At 34.7% G+C, this 18601-nt stretch carries 20 protein-coding genes and 1 pseudogene; 4 read left to right on the top strand and 17 right to left on the bottom strand.

Annotated features, from left to right (window positions below):
* Positions 1-14: 14 nt before the first annotated feature.
* Together ABH959_RS23440 and ABH959_RS23435 are read right to left on the bottom strand one after the other, a co-directional pair.
* Positions 15-551: a GNAT family N-acetyltransferase gene (locus tag ABH959_RS23440; protein ID WP_113936461.1), complete on the bottom strand. Its 537-nt coding sequence runs from the start codon at positions 549-551 to the stop codon at positions 15-17.
* 104 nt (positions 552-655) lie between these two features.
* On the bottom strand, positions 656-1012 hold the full coding sequence (locus ABH959_RS23435; protein ID WP_002136449.1) for a hypothetical protein: 357 nt from the start codon (positions 1010-1012) through the stop codon (positions 656-658).
* Positions 1013-2084: 1072 nt separating this feature from the next.
* Here ABH959_RS23435 and ABH959_RS23430 point away from each other — a divergent pair.
* Positions 2085-2453, top strand: a complete 369-nt coding sequence (locus tag ABH959_RS23430; RefSeq protein ID WP_113936462.1) for an FtsB family cell division protein — start codon at positions 2085-2087, stop codon at positions 2451-2453.
* Between the two features lie 197 nt (positions 2454-2650).
* Positions 2651-2707: pseudogene (locus tag ABH959_RS23425) on the top strand (exosporium leader peptide-containing protein); the annotation flags it as partial.
* Between the two features lie 17 nt (positions 2708-2724).
* Here ABH959_RS23425 and ABH959_RS23420 read toward each other — a convergent pair.
* Positions 2725-2982: a hypothetical protein gene (locus ABH959_RS23420; RefSeq protein ID WP_252188874.1), complete on the bottom strand. Its 258-nt coding sequence runs from the start codon at positions 2980-2982 to the stop codon at positions 2725-2727.
* 45 nt (positions 2983-3027) lie between these two features.
* Positions 3028-3243, bottom strand: coding sequence for a hypothetical protein (locus ABH959_RS23415; RefSeq protein WP_000237377.1), 216 nt, complete (start codon positions 3241-3243; stop codon positions 3028-3030).
* Between the two features lie 431 nt (positions 3244-3674).
* On the opposite strand from ABH959_RS23415, the gene ABH959_RS23410 reads away from it, so the two are divergent.
* Positions 3675-3872 carry a hypothetical protein gene (locus ABH959_RS23410; RefSeq protein ID WP_113936464.1) on the top strand — a complete coding sequence of 66 codons (198 nt, stop codon included), beginning with the start codon at positions 3675-3677 and terminating at the stop codon, positions 3870-3872.
* Positions 3873-4158: 286 nt separating this feature from the next.
* Here the strand turns inward: ABH959_RS23410 and ABH959_RS23405 are convergent, their stop codons facing one another.
* From ABH959_RS23405 to ABH959_RS23345, 13 genes are all read right to left on the bottom strand, one after another.
* A complete protein-coding gene (locus tag ABH959_RS23405) occupies positions 4159-6099 on the bottom strand; it encodes an AMP-binding protein (RefSeq protein WP_113936465.1) in 1941 nt (646 codons plus the stop codon).
* A gap of 49 nt (positions 6100-6148) precedes the next feature.
* Positions 6149-7690: an acyl-CoA carboxylase subunit beta gene (locus tag ABH959_RS23400; RefSeq protein ID WP_113936466.1), complete on the bottom strand. Its 1542-nt coding sequence runs from the start codon at positions 7688-7690 to the stop codon at positions 6149-6151.
* Positions 7691-7692: 2 nt separating this feature from the next.
* Positions 7693-8481 (bottom strand): enoyl-CoA hydratase, encoded by a 789-nt coding sequence (locus tag ABH959_RS23395; RefSeq protein ID WP_113936467.1) that lies wholly within the window; start codon positions 8479-8481, stop codon positions 7693-7695.
* A gap of 4 nt (positions 8482-8485) precedes the next feature.
* Positions 8486-9397 carry a hydroxymethylglutaryl-CoA lyase gene (gene mvaB / locus ABH959_RS23390; protein WP_113936468.1) on the bottom strand — a complete coding sequence of 304 codons (912 nt, stop codon included), beginning with the start codon at positions 9395-9397 and terminating at the stop codon, positions 8486-8488.
* A 21-nt stretch (positions 9398-9418) separates the two neighbouring features.
* Positions 9419-9634: an acetyl-CoA carboxylase biotin carboxyl carrier protein subunit gene (locus tag ABH959_RS23385; protein WP_001985297.1), complete on the bottom strand. Its 216-nt coding sequence runs from the start codon at positions 9632-9634 to the stop codon at positions 9419-9421.
* A 26-nt stretch (positions 9635-9660) separates the two neighbouring features.
* Positions 9661-10998 (bottom strand): acetyl-CoA carboxylase biotin carboxylase subunit, encoded by a 1338-nt coding sequence (locus ABH959_RS23380; RefSeq protein ID WP_113936469.1) that lies wholly within the window; start codon positions 10996-10998, stop codon positions 9661-9663.
* Positions 10999-11013: 15 nt separating this feature from the next.
* Positions 11014-12159 (bottom strand): acyl-CoA dehydrogenase, encoded by a 1146-nt coding sequence (locus tag ABH959_RS23375; protein WP_002032227.1) that lies wholly within the window; start codon positions 12157-12159, stop codon positions 11014-11016.
* A 216-nt stretch (positions 12160-12375) separates the two neighbouring features.
* Positions 12376-13344 carry a YbgA family protein gene (locus tag ABH959_RS23370; protein WP_113936470.1) on the bottom strand — a complete coding sequence of 323 codons (969 nt, stop codon included), beginning with the start codon at positions 13342-13344 and terminating at the stop codon, positions 12376-12378.
* A 4-nt stretch (positions 13345-13348) separates the two neighbouring features.
* Complete coding sequence (locus tag ABH959_RS23365) at positions 13349-14002, bottom strand: TetR/AcrR family transcriptional regulator (protein ID WP_002065518.1); 654 nt, start codon at positions 14000-14002, stop codon at positions 13349-13351.
* A 24-nt stretch (positions 14003-14026) separates the two neighbouring features.
* On the bottom strand, positions 14027-15046 hold the full coding sequence (locus tag ABH959_RS23360) for an ABC transporter permease (RefSeq protein WP_113936472.1): 1020 nt from the start codon (positions 15044-15046) through the stop codon (positions 14027-14029).
* Positions 15043-15768, bottom strand: coding sequence for an ABC transporter ATP-binding protein (locus tag ABH959_RS23355; protein ID WP_404493228.1), 726 nt, complete (start codon positions 15766-15768; stop codon positions 15043-15045). Before ABH959_RS23355 ends, ABH959_RS23360 begins: the two co-directional genes overlap by 4 nt.
* Before the next feature lie 183 nt (positions 15769-15951).
* A complete protein-coding gene (locus ABH959_RS23350; protein ID WP_002017002.1) occupies positions 15952-16203 on the bottom strand; it encodes a hypothetical protein in 252 nt (83 codons plus the stop codon).
* Between the two features lie 216 nt (positions 16204-16419).
* A complete protein-coding gene (locus ABH959_RS23345; RefSeq protein WP_113936474.1) occupies positions 16420-17262 on the bottom strand; it encodes a metallophosphoesterase in 843 nt (280 codons plus the stop codon).
* Between the two features lie 599 nt (positions 17263-17861).
* Here ABH959_RS23345 and ABH959_RS23340 point away from each other — a divergent pair.
* A complete protein-coding gene (locus ABH959_RS23340) occupies positions 17862-18431 on the top strand; it encodes a hypothetical protein (RefSeq protein WP_002065511.1) in 570 nt (189 codons plus the stop codon).
* Positions 18432-18601 lie beyond the last annotated feature (170 nt).

The raw sequence follows: 18601 nt of genomic DNA, 5'->3' as shown, positions 1-18601 counted from the left end.
ATAAAATATTATTGTTATTTATTGTTCCATTCATATTCTAACATACTCATTTCCCATAAATTCCAATACGTTTCTCCTACTTTTTTTGAATCTCTTAATAACCCTTCTTTTACAAATCCTATTTTTTTATAACATGAAATGGCCGACGTATTAAAATCATAAACACCAAGAGTTACCCTATGTAGTTTTAATTCTTCAAAAGCAATACAAAGTACTGCTTTCATCATATGTTTTCCTATTGAACGCCCTCTCATTTTCGTATTACCAACTAACACTTTTCCAACTCTAGCAGACTTATTTATATTATCTATTTGCCCAAGTGAAATATGACCAATTACTTCTTCAGACTTTTCATCTATTACTTTGAAAGCGAGTGTATTTGCACTTTCTATATATTTATCTAATTGCTGTTCATTTAAAGGATATGTAAATGCATTTCCTGACCACTGTATTAAAAATTGTTCGGAATTAATCCAATTTATTAATTGCTTAAAATCCGTTCTTTTAAAGTGCTCTAGTCTAATCACTCTCATTCTCCTTTCGTACATCATTATTTATAAACTCAAACTTAATTCTATATAAAGAATATATTCTCCTTTTATAACAAATTAAAATAAAGCCATTCATAAGAATGACTTTACAAAAAACAGTATTATTAAGCTTTGTTTGCTACGTCAACACCATTAAAATCAAACTCAGCAGTAACCGTTGTAACAGGCGGGAAAATTGCTTCAATTTTACAAATGGAGATAATTACTCCAACTGATCCAGGAATAGCTGCAAGCTTAACAACATCACAGCTTACAGACGACACCGTACCTACATAAGTACGTCCCTCTGTGTTAATTTGAACTGTTTGATTAATTAATTTCTTAAGCTCATCTCTAATTCCTTGTACACAAGAATTATCACATTTCTCATGCTTCTCCTTTTTACACTCTTCGAATATCTCCCAACAATCATCCTGTTTACATGTACACTTCTTTTTACAATTGTTAAATCGAGATCCCAAAACCTCACCCCCTAATCCTTTCTATTAGTAAAGTATGTCCACTAGCTTAAAAGTGTACGAGACGAAAGCATAAAAACAAAAAAACAAACACTTGTACTAAACCTTCTTTTTATATACTAAAAACGAAATTGCGTCATTTATAAAAACACCACTAATCTATTTTGTTAATAAAAAATAAAAAAGCGGACACCAAACTACAGAGCAATATAACAACGCCCTTTTTAGTTTGATGTCCACTGGTTCTTCCAGTAGGACTAAATGTATAATTATTATTACAGCATTTTCTCATATTTTAGTATATTTCTTATTAGAAAAGAATTATTTTATATAGATTACTATAAGCATCCATAAAGCCAAGGCGCCAATGATAGCGAGCGCTATACGCGTAGATAGAACCCTTAATTCAAAGTCTGTTTTCTTGGAGGATTCAGGATATGCAATTATGTAGATCCCCTTTAGAACAATTCCAACACCTTTATATAGGCCAAATTCTGCTCTTTATTCATACAAACATGGCATATTCAATGCCCATCCTTAATCAACATATTTCTCTACGAAATGAAATTTTTATATCATTCTTCATTATCATCTACCCGAATCAACCGAAGTCGCTATGTACTATCGCCGTACACTTTTTCATAGTTTGGAGCTAACATGCACCGAAGCCAACCTAATAATTTATTCACCCTTTCACTAACCTCTAAAACTGTCCCCTCTTTAATAAAATAATCACCTTGATAAAACGTTTACTCGTTTGTCCCATGGAATCATCATTATTCCCCACCCTATTAAAATAGCGTTTTTGTTTCAAATAATGCTCTCATTAATTTGGGCGCATTTACCAGTATATTTACCAAAAAATTCATGATATCGTTAACTAGTCGAGTACGTCATTACTTGACGATTACCCTTAGGAGCCCCGCAGACAATCGGGGTTCCTTTTATTTAAATAAGGATTTTGTTTAAACTTTACAAAACTCACCTATATTAAAATATCTTCTAAAATTCCCATTGAACATTTATAATACTTTTAAACGATTTAAATTCTACAATCAGTAATGGAGGCATTTTAATGGGAAACATCCCAAAAATATCATCACAACAATCAAATCCTAAGATACCCTCACAGCAAGTGAACGTTAACACCAAACAAGGTAATAATAAAAAAACAAGACGCCGTATTATAACTACTTTAGTTTTTATATTACCTATAATTTTTGTCCTTCAATATTCTCTTAATAACCAGCAAGAAATGATTAAAGAAAAACAAATCACGGTTAATACGGAGCAACAAAAATTATCTTCTTTAAAGAAAGATGGTCATACCCTTAAAAATGATGTTAAAGTTTTAACAGGTAGTGAAGAAGAAGTTTTAAAATTCGCAAGGAAGCTGTATGGATTTTCCAAACCGAATGAAACTATATTTCAAATAACTGAATAAAATTACACTGTATTATCCAAAAGGCGATATGAAGATAATCGCCTTTTTATATTTAATTTCTAAAGTAATCATACTAATCTCTCTTTCTATCAAATAACTATTTTGTTTAATTTATTAAAATACAGCCACTTGTCCATTTCACTTTGCTCTATCATTACATTTACTATTAGTAATACGATTTTTAGAGGTGATATATAATGGACGAGTTTTTATCTTTTGCTGCACTTAATCCGGGTTCTATTGGACCTACACTTCCACCTGTTCCACCCTTTCAATTCCCTACCGGTCCTACTGGATCAACCGGTTCTACTGGACCAACTGGGCCAACCGGACCAACCGGACCAACCGGACCAACCGGACCAACTGGACCAACCGGACCAACCGGACCAACCGGACCAACCGGACCAACCGGACCAACCGGACCAACCGGACCAACTGGACCAACTGGACCAACTGGACCAACTGGACCAACTGGATTTAATCTTCCTGCTGGGCCTGCATCTATTACCTTGACTTCTAACGAAACCACAGCATGTGTATCCACTCAAGGAAATAATACTTTATTTTTTTCGGGTCAAGTATTAGTAAACGGTAGTCCTACTCCAGGAGTAGTAGTCAGTTTTTCATTTAGTAACCCTTCTCTTGCTTTCATGGTTCCTCTTGCTGTCATTACCAATGCTTCAGGTAACTTTACCGCTGTATTTCTAGCCGCTAATGGGCCTGGAACAGTAACCGTTACTGCTTCACTTCTTGATTCTCCTGGAACAATGGCAAACGTCACTATTACCATTGTGAATTGTCCGTAACGGTTTTATTTTTAAGGACTAAGCAATTTCTGATAAGATGAGCACAGATTTACAGTGCTCATCTTATCATTGGGATGTTCCTTTCAAATGAAATTTCGTAGCATCCAACGAATGGGATCTAGTTACCACTAATAGAAATGTTCAAGTAACCCCCATTCATTATCTGTTGTCCTTTTTGAAAGGACTTGTTCCGTACAACAGGTCCTATTTAATCTGCGCCCTACTAAAATAACGCTTTTATTAAGGACTAATGATCTTTATATTTCTTAAGCTTGTCATCACAAGTACTTTTTATTATTAGTTAAATTCTCAATATAGTTTGTGTATATAATTCCATTCAAAGATACATAATACCCACGTAACTATTTAAAAGCACTTCGTTTTTATATCTAAGTTCAAAAAGGAGCTACATAACATGGATAAAAAAGATTTATTAAGTCAACAACTTGATCCTGTGTCATTAGATGCGCTGAATACTCCTAGTAAGGCCCAAGAACAACTGCAAGAAGCATCTCAGGAGGCACATGATTCAAATAAAAAGGACAGTACTCAAGCTTTACATGGCGAAGATTTACCAATTTCAGATGTATATAGAACAACGAACAAACAGTAAATTTAAAAGGGAAAAATCTTAAGAACGAGTGAACTTAATTCTTTTCCCTTTTCCTATTTAAATAATGTTTTTATATGAAACACGTACACATTTTTGACACATCCACTATCACAATCTCCTGAAAATTCGTGATAATATTAATTTGTCGGATACGCCAAATTTCGACATCGAACGACAATATTATCTCCCTTATCGAATCCCTGTCCCCCAGGGATTTCTCCTTTTATTCATTACTTTTTGTGAACATTAAAAATAAGCTCTATTTACATAGAGCTCATTCGTAATGTTATAGTTTGCTAGACTGTAGTCCTTGAATGAAGGGTACTACTTCAGGATTTACTAGTGACGATAAATCGCCTAACTCTTTTCCTAAGTAAGCTGCTTTAATAACACGTCGCATTACTTTAGAATTACGTGTTTTTGGTAAATCTTCTACAACATGAATATCTTTTGGACATAATGCTTTTCCGATATGAGAATTTACTAAACTCATTAATTCTTTCTTTAATTCTGCTGTAAATATTACACCGTCTCGTAATACTACAAAGCAATGACAAACCTCACCTTTAACATCGTCAGGTACACCAATTGCAGCTGCTTCTATTACATTATTATGTTTCACAAGAATAGATTCATATTCAGCAGGTCCAATACGTTTTCCAGCAATGTTTAACGTATCATCTGAACGGCCTGTAATGATATATTGTTCACCGTCATAAATGACCCAGTCACCATGAACCCATTTATTTTCAAAGCGTGACCAATATGTGTTTACATAACGTTCATCATCTTCCCAGAAACTTTTCGTCATACCTACCCAAGGTTTTTCTAAACATAATTCTCCGACTTCATCTCGAATTGGTTTACCTCGATCATCAAGTACAACCGCTGCCATTCCTGGTAAAGATGCGTTAAAACTAATCGGTGCGATCGGCTTAATTAGGACATTCCCGAAAATCCCACCTGAAATTTCAGTTCCACCTGAATAGTTACAAATTGGTACTTTACCTTTACCAACTGTATTAAATAACCACATCCATGGGTCTGGATTCCAAGGTTCTCCTGTTGATGCGAATACTTCTAAACTCTTTAACGAGTGTTTATTTACATATTCATCACCTTTTGCCATTAATGCACGGATTAACGTTGGCGAAATACCGAGATGAGTAATTTCATATTTATCAACTGTCTCCCATAAGCGATCTGCTTCTGGGAAGTCTGGAACACCTTCGTACATAACCATTGTTGCGCCATTAATTAAAGAGCCGAATAGTAAAAATGGTCCCATCATCCAGCCCATATCAGTTACCCATAATACGCGGTCGCCTTGTTTTATATTCATTCCAAATCCTGCATCAAATGCAGATTTTAGCGGGAAACCAGCATGTGTGTGTACTGTCCCCTTCGGCTTACCAGTCGTTCCAGATGTATATATAAGCATTAATGGATCATCACTGTTCATTTCTTCAGCATGTCTAAATGGTTTTTCTTTTTCTAACGTACTCCATGAAAAATCATAATTATGCGGTGTAAAATCATTTCCTGCATGACGAACAATTACCACCTTTTCAACAGTTGGACAATGTTCACAAGCTTTATCTACTTCATCTTTTAATGAAACAATTTTCCCACGGCGTGAAAAGCCATCTGCGGTAATAATCATTTTTGAACCAGCTGCTTGTACACGTGTCATTACTGCATCAGCAGCAAAACCTGAGAATATTGGTGAAATAATCGCTCCAATTTTCATTACCGCTAACATAGCAACAACTGTTTCAGGAATCATTGGCATGTAAATTGTTACACGATCACCTTTTTCAATACCAGCATGTTTCAAACCGTTGGCAACACGGCTTACCCAGCTATCAAGCTCTTCATATGTAAATGATTTTGAAGTTCCGTTTTCCCCTTCATACATAAGTGCTGCTTGTGTTTTCATTTTATCGTCTGCAAGCCAGCGAGATAAAGCAGATTCTACAACGTTACAAGTTCCCTCAGTATACCACTGTGCAAACGGTGTACCATTTTCTAAATCTAACACTTCTGTATATGGTTTCATCCACTGATAGCCAACTGCTCTCTCAGCTTCTCCCCAAAACCATGCTGTTTCTTCAATTGACTTATTATAAAAAGCTTCGTAATCTTCATAGCCTAATGATTTCATCCAACCAAATAAACGCGTTTTTTCTTTATATTCTTCTGTTGGAAACCAAACTGCTTGTTTCAATGTTTTCCCCTCCTTGACTTTTTGAGCAAGAAAGCCCTAAATAGGGCTTTTAAACTGGATATACAGGATGTTTACGATCCGTGAATACTTGATATTTACTCATATACATTTCGAATCGTCCTTTTAACTCTTCACGTAAATTATTTGGATGAACAATACCATCGATCACCATCTCTGATGCTAAACGGTAAATATCAATATCTTTCTTATACTCTTCTCGTTTTTCAGCAATAAAGCTTGCACGCTCTTCTTCTGGTAAAGCTGCAATTTTATTTGCATATACAGCATTGACTGCTGCTTCTGGACCCATTACTGCAATAGAAGCTGTCGGTAATGCTAAGCAGCAATCTGGTTCAAACGCTGGACCTGCCATTGCATATAAGCCAGCTCCATATGCTTTTCGAACGACGATAGAAATTTTCGGTACAGTTGCTTCACTCATTGCAGAGATCATTTTTGCACCGTGACGAATAATTCCGGCACGTTCTACTTTTGTACCAATCATAAATCCAGGTACATCTGCAAGGAATAATAATGGGATATGGTATGCATCGCATAAATTTATAAACTTCGCTGCTTTATCAGCTGAATCGTGGAATAAAACGCCGCCCTTCATACGCGGCTGATTTGCAATAATGCCAATTGGCTTACCATCAATACGCGCTAAACCTGTAATTAGTTCTTGAGCAAATAATTTTTTCACTTCAAAGAAAGAACTTTCATCAATAATTCTGTTAATGAGATCTTTCATATTGAAAGGAGCATTTTGATTTTCTGGAATGATTTCTTCTAACGTTTTATCGAACTGTTTCGGTTCTTGAGGTGTAATCAAAGGAGTCTTTTCTAAATAGTTACTTGGAAAATAAGAAATATATTGTCTTGCTTGCGTAATTGCATCTTCTTCTGTTTTACATAAAACATCTCCGCATCCTGATACTGAGCAATGCATACGTGCTCCGCCCATTTCTTCTAAAGTTACCTTCTCACCGATAACCATTTCAGCCATACGCGGAGACCCTAAATACATAGAAGCATTTCCTTCAACCATCATAACAACGTCACAAAATGCTGGAATATACGCACCACCAGCCGCTGAAGGTCCAAATAATAAACAAATTTGTGGCACTTTACCAGATAATTTCACTTGGTTATAAAAGATCCTTCCTGCACCGCGGCGTCCAGGGAACATTTCAACTTGATCTGTAATACGTGCCCCAGCAGAGTCAACTAAATAAAATAACGGTACACGTAATTTCTCAGCCGTTTCTTGAATACGTAAAATCTTTTCAACTGTACGTGCTCCCCATGATCCAGCTTTTACAGTCGAATCATTTGCCATTACGCACGCAGTACGACCATGTATTTTACCAGTCGCAGTTACAACACCATCAGCTGGTAATCCAGTTTGTTCACAATTTGCAAATAATGCATCTTCCACATATTCACCATTATCGAATAAAAGAGCTAAACGATCTCGAACAAAAAGTTTCCCTTTTGCTTTGTTTTGTTCATGATATTTCGGTGCCCCGCCTTGCTTAATTGTTTCAACCCGTTCTTCAAATGAATTAGATTGTTGTTTTTGATCTAACATATTTACTCCCCCTTATACATTGGTTTGCGTTTTTCCTTGAATGCCTGTAATCCTTCTAATCTATCTTTCGTATCGATTACGCCCTCATACGCCTGTTTTTCCATTTGTAAGCCGGTATGTAAATCTACTTGAATACCATTTGAAATTGCTTCTTTTGCTAATCGAACGGCAATTGGACCATTATTAGCAATTCGATCTGCAATTTCAATTGCTTTCTCTTCTAGTAAATCAGCTGGTACTACGAATTCTACTAAACCATACTCTTTCGCTTCTTGCGCCGAAATACGTCTTCCAGTATAAATTAATTCTTTCGCTCTACCAACTCCAATTAATCTAGGTAAGCGCTGAGTACCACCCGCCCCAGGTATAATTGCAAGGGAAGTTTCAGTGAGACCTAGACTTGCAGTGTCAGAAGCAATTCTAAAATCACAAGCTAAGCTTAATTCAGTACCTCCACCAAGTGCGATTCCATTAATAGCAGCAATAACTGGTTGTGGTAATTGTTCCACCATCTCCATAGTAGAACGAATCATACCCACAGCATGGCGAACTTGTTCTTCACTCATGTTGGCACGCTCTTTTAGATCAGCACCAGCGCAAAATGCTTTTTCGCCATCCCCTGTTAAAATAACAACGCGCGTATTTGATTCTTCGTTTATTTGAGTTAATATAGTTTGTAATTCTTCTAATAATGCCAAGGATAATGAGTTTGCTTGTCTTTCACGATTTAACGAAATCTTTACAACGTGCGGTGTAACATAGTCAACTGAAATGTTTTGTAATTGTAGCATCTTCTCACCTACTTATCGTTTTATGTTGAAGCGCTCTATACACATGACTCGGTAATTGGATATTTAACTTACTTTGAATAAACTGACTAGCTCTCAATAACTTTTCTTCATCAATATTAGTTTGGACTCCCAGCTTATGGAGCATATGCACTAAGTCATCAGTAGCAACATTACCCGATGCTCCTGGTGCATAAGGACATCCTCCGAGTCCACCACAAGAACTATCAAACGTTGTAATACCATATTCTAAAGACTTAACTACATTCGCCAGAGCCATTCCATACGTATTATGAAAATGCATTGCAAACTGCGAAGCATCATACTTCTTTAATAGATGTTCTAATACTTGTTCTACTTGTAATGGATTCGCTACACCAATCGTGTCACCGAGAGAAACTTCATAAATGCCGTATGAAAATAGTTGATTACATATTTCGTCAACTGCTGTGGCACTTATATCCCCTTCATAAGGACATCCAAATACAGTAGAAACATAGCCTCTTACCTTTTTACCTCCGAATATTGCCTGTTTTGTTATATCTTCAATTACAGCTAATGCTTCTTTAATAGATTTATTAATATTACTTTTATTGTGAGATTCACTTGCTGATAAAAAAACATTCACCTCATCTACATTTTGCAAAAAAGCTCGTTCCAAACCATTTTGATTCGGAACAAGCGCTGCATATGTAACATTTGGATCCCTTTTTAGCTCAGAAAATACATCACTTGCATCTGCTAATGCAGGAACCCATTTAGGGTGAACGAATGAGGAAACTTCAACGTACGACAATCCCGCTTCTGTAAGTAGTTGAATCCATTTTACTTTATCTTTTGTGCCAACAATCTTTTTTTCATTCTGTAAGCCATCACGCGGCCCGACTTCTTTAATGACAGCAAAATTAGGTAGTTTCAATTCGCTTCCCCCTATATCTCCCTATTCAATTTCTAGTAATACATCTCCTTCATTTACAAAATCGCCTTCTTGTACGTTAATTTTCATAACAGTTCCGGCTTCTTCTGAAACGATTGGAATTTCCATTTTCATAGATTCCAAAATGACGACATCCTGCTCTTCCTCTACTGTATCTCCTACTCCTACAACAATCTTCCAAACATTTCCTGCCATCGATGCATATACTTTCGTCATCATTTTTTCCCCCTTAATATTCATAACTCTTATTTTTTAACAAGTTGTTTCGCTACAAAACCCGTTGTATAAATACCACTTTTGAACACATCGTCTCCGAGTACTTGCAGTAACATTGGTGTGTTTGTTTTAATACCTTCTACTTTTAACTCTTCTAGAGCAATTTTTAATTTTGAAATCGCTTCTTCACGAGTTTCACCATGAGCGATTACTTTCGCAATCATTGGATCATAGAAAGGTGTAATCGTTACTTGATTCTCCAAAAAGTGATCAATACGTATATTTGTCGGTAACGTTAAATCTGTAATTTTCCCAGGTGATGGGAAGAATGTTTTCGGATCTTCTGCATAAATACGAGCCTCAATGGCATGACCACTACGTTTTACATCATCCTGTGTAAATGATAGCTTCTCACCATATGCGATAAGTAATTGTTGTTCAACTAAGTCTAACCCAGTAATTTCTTCTGTAACTGGATGTTCTACTTGTAATCTCGTATTCATTTCTAAGAAATAAAAGTTCTTTTGATCATCTACAAGAAACTCAACTGTACCTGCATTTGTATAACCAAGTGCTTTAGCAGCTTGTACAGCAACTTCTCCCATAGCCTTTCGTGTACCCTCATCTAAAAATGGTGAAGGTGCTTCTTCAATTACTTTTTGATTTCGGCGCTGCACTGAACATTCGCGTTCCCATAAATACACTGTATTACCATGTGTATCTGCTAAAAGCTGAATTTCAATATGATGTGCATCTGCTATATAGCGCTCTAAATACATTTCTCCGTTACCAAAGAAATTTTGCGCTCTTGTTTTATTACTTTCAAATGCTTTGGTGAGCGTTTGCTCAGTTTCCATCAACTGCATTCCAATGCCTCCGCCGCCCGCGGATGCCTTAAGCATTAATGGATAACCAATTTGTTTTGCAATTTCAATTGCTTCTTCAGCAGTTTCGATATTTGTAGTAATGCCTGGAACTACTGGTACATCTGCTGCTTGCATTGCTATACGTGACTCAATTTTACTTCCCATCTTAGTAATGATTTCTTCTGAAGGACCGATAAATACGATTCCTTCTTCTTTACAGCGAATCGGAAAAGATGGATTCTCTGATAATAATCCGTACCCCGGATGGATTGCTTCAGCATTTGTCTTCTTAGCTATTTCAATAATTTTTTCAAGGTTTAAATAGCTTTCTTGGACACGTGGACCGCCTACTAAGTAAGCTTCATTTGCCAATTTTACATGAAGGGCATTTTCATCAGCCTCAGAATAAATAGCAACGGTACGAATGCCAAGTTTTTGACAAGTTTTCATAATGCGAACTGCGATTTCCCCGCGATTAGCAATTAATATTTTTTGAAACATAGTGATTCCTCCTTTTTATCTACATCCTAAATGTCTTGCAATTACGAGACGTTGAATTTCAGAAGTTCCTTCACCAATTTCTAAAAGTTTTGCATCACGAATATATCGTTCAACTTCATATTCACGCATATAGCCATATCCACCATGAATTTGTACTGCATGATTTGCTATACGACTTGCAGCTTCAGATGCAAACAACTTTGCCATAGCCGCTTCTTTACCGAAAGGTTTATCGTTATCTTTTAACCAAGCTGCTTTATGTACTAAATTACGCGCTAATTCTACTTCAGTCGCCATATCAGCCAATTTAAATTGAATCGCTTGGAAATTAGAAATCGGTTTTCCAAATTGTTGACGTTCTTTCGCATATTGCAATGCACGTTCAAATGCAGATTGTGCAATACCTACTGCTAATGCTGCAATTGAAATACGTCCTCCATCAAGTGTATATAAGAATTGTTTAAATCCTTTATTTACATCACCAAGAATATTTTCTTTCGGTACACGTACACCATCAAGTACGATTTCACAAGTATTAGAAGCACGAACACCCATCTTATCGTAAGGGCTTGAAATCGTTAATCCTTCACTAGTAGTCGGTACGATAAATGCAGAAATACGTTTTTTACCATTGTCTTCAAAACCGTTGATAGCGGTTACAATAATTGTATTTGCATACTCTGCGTTTGTAATCCAGCACTTTTCACCACTAATAACATATTCATCGCCATCTAAAATTGCTTTCGTTTGTGTGCCCCCTGCATCAGATCCAGCATTTGGCTCCGTTAATCCGAAAGCACCTAACGTTTTACCTGACGCCATTGGAACTAAAAATTTCTGTTTTTGTTCTTCTGTACCGAAATAATAAATTGGAGAAGCACCTAATGAAATTGTTGCAGCATAGCTTAAACCTGTTCCACCACAAGCACGACCAATTTCTTCAACAGCTAACGCGTACGATAACGTATCGCCACCTGAACCTCCATACTCTTCCGGGAATGGGATACCTAATAATCCTAGTTCGCCCATTTTTTGAAATGTTTCATATGGAAATTCCGCAGTTTTGTCATAATATACAGCTTTCGGTGCGATTTCCTTTTCAGCAAAATCACGTACCATTTCTTTAATCATTTGTTTTTCGCGAGTTAGAGTAAATTCCATTCCGCTACACACCCCTTATCGAATATTGAGTTTCGACAGCGTGCGAGTTTCTACTACAAACATTACTTCTTAAAAGACACGAATATTAGTTAGATAATTGCTATAATTCTGTCATAACTTAATTTTAAAACAGATTCTGTACCAATGCACAAAAAAATTCCTACATTGTTCTACAACAACATAGGAGATTTTGTGTCGAATTATGTAATTTATTGTTTAATAATCTCTACCTTTTCCCGAATCAGAAATTTCTACTAACCCTTCAGGGTATGGCTCAAAATATGTTTGTCTTAATAAATACTTTTCATCAAATCGAATGGCCCATGATTTTAAAATTGTAAGCAAACTACTAAGTGGTATTTTCTTTTCTGCATATTTTTGTATCAGTTCTAGAAAATGATCTTTTTCTTGTTTTTTTAGCTTTGTTTTAAAATATCCGAAAATGTGCTCACATACATTTACATTCGATGTATAGCGAGGCGCGCGCATAAATAATTCATATAAAGTCTTCTCATATTTATCAAATATGACTTCCATTGTTTCATTTTTTTGATTTGCAATAATACGCCCTAATTCTTTTTGTTTCATCTGATTATATGCCATAAATAAATACTTATAATCTGATTGAAACGCTACGAGTTCTTTTATGTTTTTAGTATGTTTAATCATTTTGTAATGCGCGATTGTAAACAATCTTGTAAAGAAATGCTCTCTAATAATAAAATTCGACAATCTACCTTCTTCTTCAATTGGAAGATGCGAAAATTTTTTTATTACTGCTCCACCAAATAATCCAGTTCCTTTTCCTTTTACTGGCCCTTTTTCAAAACCAGAATAGATTTTCACATCACGAGTTCCGCAACTTGGCGAACGATTCTTCAAAATAAAACCGTCAACTTCAGGTAATGTTTGTAAAAACGCATTTGAAAATTCATTCATTTTTTCAGTTACATCTTCTCGTATTGACGGTTGTACAAGCATATTCGCACCATTTTTTTCTACAATACGTATCGTTTCACGAGGAGTCCCTAAACCAATTTCTACTTCAGGACATACAGGTATAAATGTAACAAATGGCTGCAAGTTTCGAATTGTTAAATCTGGAACCATCTCTCCATTATAACGACAGGCATCAAATTCTAAACATTTACTTACAACAATTATCGGTTTAGCAAATTGTCGCATCACATTACCTCCGTGGCGTTAGTCCATACAATATAAATTGAATCGTATTTTCAATTTCCACTTCATCGTCCCATTTCTCTTCCGGTAATAATAAAAACCTCGTTAAGAGCAACCCTAATACAGCTGATAAAGTAAGACGTAATACGGAAGATGGCGGAAGTTCAATAATTTCCCCTTCTTCTTGAAACTTTGCAATCAGCTTTTTAAAATGTACAAGCAGTTCTGTTTCTATTAATTGTTGTATTTCACTTTTTAGTTCCGGCTGAAATGGTACTTCTTGAATTAATATTTTTATCATTGGAAAGTGCTTTTTAGCAAATTCAAATCTATTTTGAATTATTACTCTTAAAAGCACTTCATACGATTCATACTCTGTTTTAAATATTTCTTTTGCAAAGGCTTGTACGAAAAATGGTGCAGCAAACTTTGTTAAGGTCGGCATCACGACTGCAAACAATAAATCTTTTTTCGTTTTATAGTAGCGGAAGATTGTTCCTTCCGCTACACCAGCTCGCTTTGCAATTTCACTCGTTGAAGTTGAGGCGTACCCTTTTTCTCCAAACATATCAACAGCTGCCTCTAATATACGCATTTGACGTTCATTACGTTTATCAGTATTCGTTGCGGCAACTAATTCTTCCAGCCAATCCTTCTTCATTTATTGTGCTCCTTTTTATCATCATTATATTTTGCGATGTTTCTTTAATGCAAATACATTTCCTACTGCAAATAATAGTGAAAAAAGTAGTAATACAGTAAGATCTAATGCAATCTCTGTAAACCCTTGATTCCGAATCATTACTTGTCTCATAGCGTCAGCACCATATGTGAGTGGAAATAATTTACCTAACATTTGTAACCATGTATTCATGGATTCCATTGGAAACAACCCAGAAAAGAAGACTTGTGGCACGATAACAAGCGGTATAAATTGAATCATTTGAAATTCATTATTTGCGTATGCCGATAAAAATGTGCCTAATGTTAGTGCAGTTAAAGAAAGCATACATGTTATAAGTAGCGTTAGCCATATTGAGCCAGCTACATATAAATCTAAAATATAAACTGAAAAACTTACAATTATAATAGATTGTATAAATGCAAAGATTCCAAAACCAATAATATATCCTAAAACTATTTCCCATCTTCTCACTGGTGTGGACAATAATCTCTCTAATGTACCACTTAAACGTTCTCTTACAAAAGATACTCCGGACAATATAAATACAAAGAAAAATGTAAAGAAACCAATTAATACGGGACCAAGCCCATCGAACATCGTAATGTCTTTAGAGCCATGTAAATAATCCACTTCAGGCTTCATCATTGATACATCATTCTTCTCTGTACTCTTTTGCAATACTTGAAGTACCGCACGGTTTTTTGATGAATCACTGCCTTCTAATAGAAGATTCATTTTTCCATTTTCTAAATGAATTACTGCATCTACCTTTTGCTTTTCTAATTCCGAAATTGCTTTGTCTTTACTATATTCATAAATTGATGCTTCTTGATTTTTCATTGCTTTTACTATAGGAGCAGGTACATCGACTACAGCAATATGCGGTATATAGTCTTTTTGTGTAAATACTAGCGATAATAACCAAAGTAATAACATTGGTGCCCCAAACATCATTGCTAAAGAACGCTTATCTCGAAAAAATTGACGAATGATACGGATGACTACACCATTAACTCTCATGATTCAATCACTCCTTCTAACATAAAGACATCTTCAATTCGTCCAGAAGATGTTTGTTTTTTCAATTCCTCCGGTGTGCCAATCGCAACTAAATTCCCTTCTCTAATTAGCCCTAGACGTTCGCAAAACTCAGCTTCATCCATAATGTGCGTTGTTACAATAATAGTTGTTCCTTTCTTTTTAAGGTCATAAAACTTCTCCCAAATCGATTTTCGAAGTAGAGGATCTATCCCAACTGTTGGCTCATCTAAAATTAATATTTCTGGTTCATGAAGGAGTGCTATCGCCAATGATAAACGTTTTTTCATTCCACCTGAAAAATGCTGTACTTGCTTTTTCATATGCTCTGATAATTGCACAAGTTCAAAAACTTCTACGATTCTCTCTTTCTTACGCTTACCTTTTAACCCATACATCGTTGCAATAAAATCTGCATTTTCATATGCCGATAGTTCTTCGTATAATGCATCAGCCTGAGCCATATAACCAATTCTTTTCATTTCATTTAGATTAGGCATGTTTGTATTAAAAACAATTACATCCCCTGTAGTTGACTCATTAATACCTGCAATCATTTTAATGAGTGTTGTTTTCCCTGATCCGGAAGGTCCAACCAAGCCAAAAATGTCTGCTTTTTCTACTTGCAGCGAAAGGTTATGCAAAGCTTCTTTTTTCCCAAAACTTTTTGATACATCTCGTAAAATAATTGAAGGTTGCTGCACTAAAAATCCCCCTTTTCTTTAAAATGAGTGAGTACTCACTTTTATTTTACTCTCGAATTATTATATGTCAAACTTTTCAAATATATTTTTTTCTGTTATTTACTAAATCAATGAAACAGAGTCGACATTAGAATATCTTTTCTTAAAGTCGACTCTGTTTCATTGTAAATTATTCGATTTTTGTTATGTTTTTAAATTTAAATACCTTCTAATTCTAGCAACATCTAAAGAATATTCGATAACTATTTGCTGTATTGGTAATATAACCGTTTCCGGATATAAATGTGCATATTGTAACGTTTCTGCATACTTTTCCAACCGTTTTTCTAAATACTTTACAATTTGCTCAGGATGACTTACTAATAAAGACGTACTATAATAATGAATTTGCTCCTCAATCGCCGTATATTCTTCAATTTCAAATTCTTTATGCATTTGTACACCCCTTTATATTTTTAATATTGCTTAATAATAACTATTTTAACTCGACTAATTTTTAAGTTTTTTGATTATTTACACTATAACAAACTCAATAGGTCAAATTTTGTTACTTTATGTAACCTTGAAAAATTTTAACAAAATTGTAATGGAAACTTGTACTCAAGAAAAACTACCTTTAAATTATTCACCTGAACAAAAAAGCCGTACAGATTAATTTAACTGTACGACTACAATCTCAGGTCTATTAAAAACTCTTTGCGGAATGATACTATTGCCTAATCCTCTACTAACTATCATAGACGTATTTTGTTGTTCATATAAACCCGCTGTATATTTTGGCAGTATTCCTTGATTAGGAGCAACTAATCCCCCGATAAAAGGTAACCGAACTTGTCCCCCATGTGCATGACCCGATAACACTAAATCTACTTTCTCCTCAGCATACTCTTCTAAAAATTCAGGCCTATGGGATAATAATACATTATACCTATCTGGCTGCGTTTCAATTTTTGCTTTTACAATTGCATCTTTTACAATACTTCCTTCATCAATATCTCCAGTATTAAATTCCGGATCATCAATTCCTAACAAGTTTATTTCGTGTCCTCCCTTTTGTATTATTACATGTTCATTTCTTAAAACAGTGACATGCTGTTTCTTTAATTTTTTTTCTAAACTGTTATATTTTCCTGACCATTTTTCATGATTTCCTGTCACAAAATATACCGGATATTCCTTTACAAGTTCTCGTATTACTTGCATACTAATTTCTGCATCGTACGATTTACTGTCTATTAAATCACCCGTAATAGTAATAATATCTGGATTTATGCTTTTTACTTTTTGAATTAAAACGTCTTGATTATCACCAAATTTTTTATTATGTAAATCTGAAATTTGTAGTATTTTATATCCTTTAAAAGAAGAGGGAATTTTACTAGAGGTTATTTTAACCTCAGTTATACTTATTAAATTGTTTTGTAAATATAAAAAGATACTAATGCCTACTAATATACCAATAATTAATATGATTCTTTTAGTCTTCTTGTTCATATTTCCTCCTAAAATCTTGATCAGTACTACAGTTCACAATAAATATTACGTGCCCTTCGCATTCAGAATAACTGAAATTTTTTAATTGATTTGTAGTATTTGTTATAGTTTTATACGCCACTTATAAAATTTTTCAATCGCATGCGTGTATGATGTCATGCTCATTTTTCAGTAATTTTATAGCAGATCACTGGAATTTTTTCATAATATTAACATTTATCTTACTTAGTTTGATAACTATATCATGATAATTCCTATAGTTTTTTATAAAAATATTGTGTACTTTTCTCGAAGTATATACGACATTTGATTACAAATATATTATTACCACTACGATTTTAATTTGTTTAAAACGTACAAAGAGAGAATTGAAACACTAAATTGCCTTATGAAAAGGTATTACTGTACTATTTGTTAGAAAATTGAAAAAACATGTGTAGATAGCTATCATTGTAAGTGCATATATAATTAACTTTAATTTCCTGACATAATTTCACATAATTCTTAACCTAGTTTTTGCGTGCATTATGAAATAAAATATTGTCCCATGTCAGTCTTTAAAAAATTATATATCATAACTTTAAGGGAGGAAGAAAACTATGAAGATGAAAAGAAAAATCATGATGACGACAGCACTTGCAGCTACATTAGCTACAGGTGCACTACCGACTACATCGGTGTTTGCTGCAGAAAAAGAGGCTCCTATCCAACAAAAAGAGGCACAAATGAGTATTCAACCATTCGCACAAAATAATCTGGAAACAGCAGTTAAAGCTGCCTTAAATGGTCCAGAAGTTAAAAAAATTAAAGTATTTGAGCATGAATTTAATGTAAAACCAATTGAAGTAGTAAATTTAGGTGGCGGTAAAACATATGTTAAGGGACAAATTTCTCATCATTTAAGTTTTCGTCCAGATGATCAATTTTATTATGAGTTTACAGTGCAAGATGGAAAGGTAATAGATAAGCCTGTATTTAATATTGATAGAGGTGGTTGGACACCATTTGCTGCTCCACTTTTATCAATTCTTGCTGCGTATAATGGGATTCCAGTAAATCCAAATGATTTAAATGCACTTGGTCAACAAATTGGGAAAGTTATAGATGGAAGCTGGGAACATGCAGCCCAATCTATCGCAACTGTAGTTAGTTTAAGTTTTAATGAATAGAATTTTTAAATTTTTATTAGCATTGTAGAGATCCACTTTTCCTAAGTAGCCTTGTTATAAGAAATTCTGAAACAGCTATAAATAGATTTTTACCACTCAGTCACATTATCTTGATTTGTTAACCACCTTATCATTCATTATATGTCACAAAATAGAAGTCTTTTTTAAGA

This window comes from Bacillus sp. RC51 (assembly GCF_044908115.1).
Lineage (GTDB): Bacteria > Bacillota > Bacilli > Bacillales > Bacillaceae_G > Bacillus_A > Bacillus_A mycoides.
This window is presented reverse-complemented; position numbering and strand designations above follow the sequence as displayed.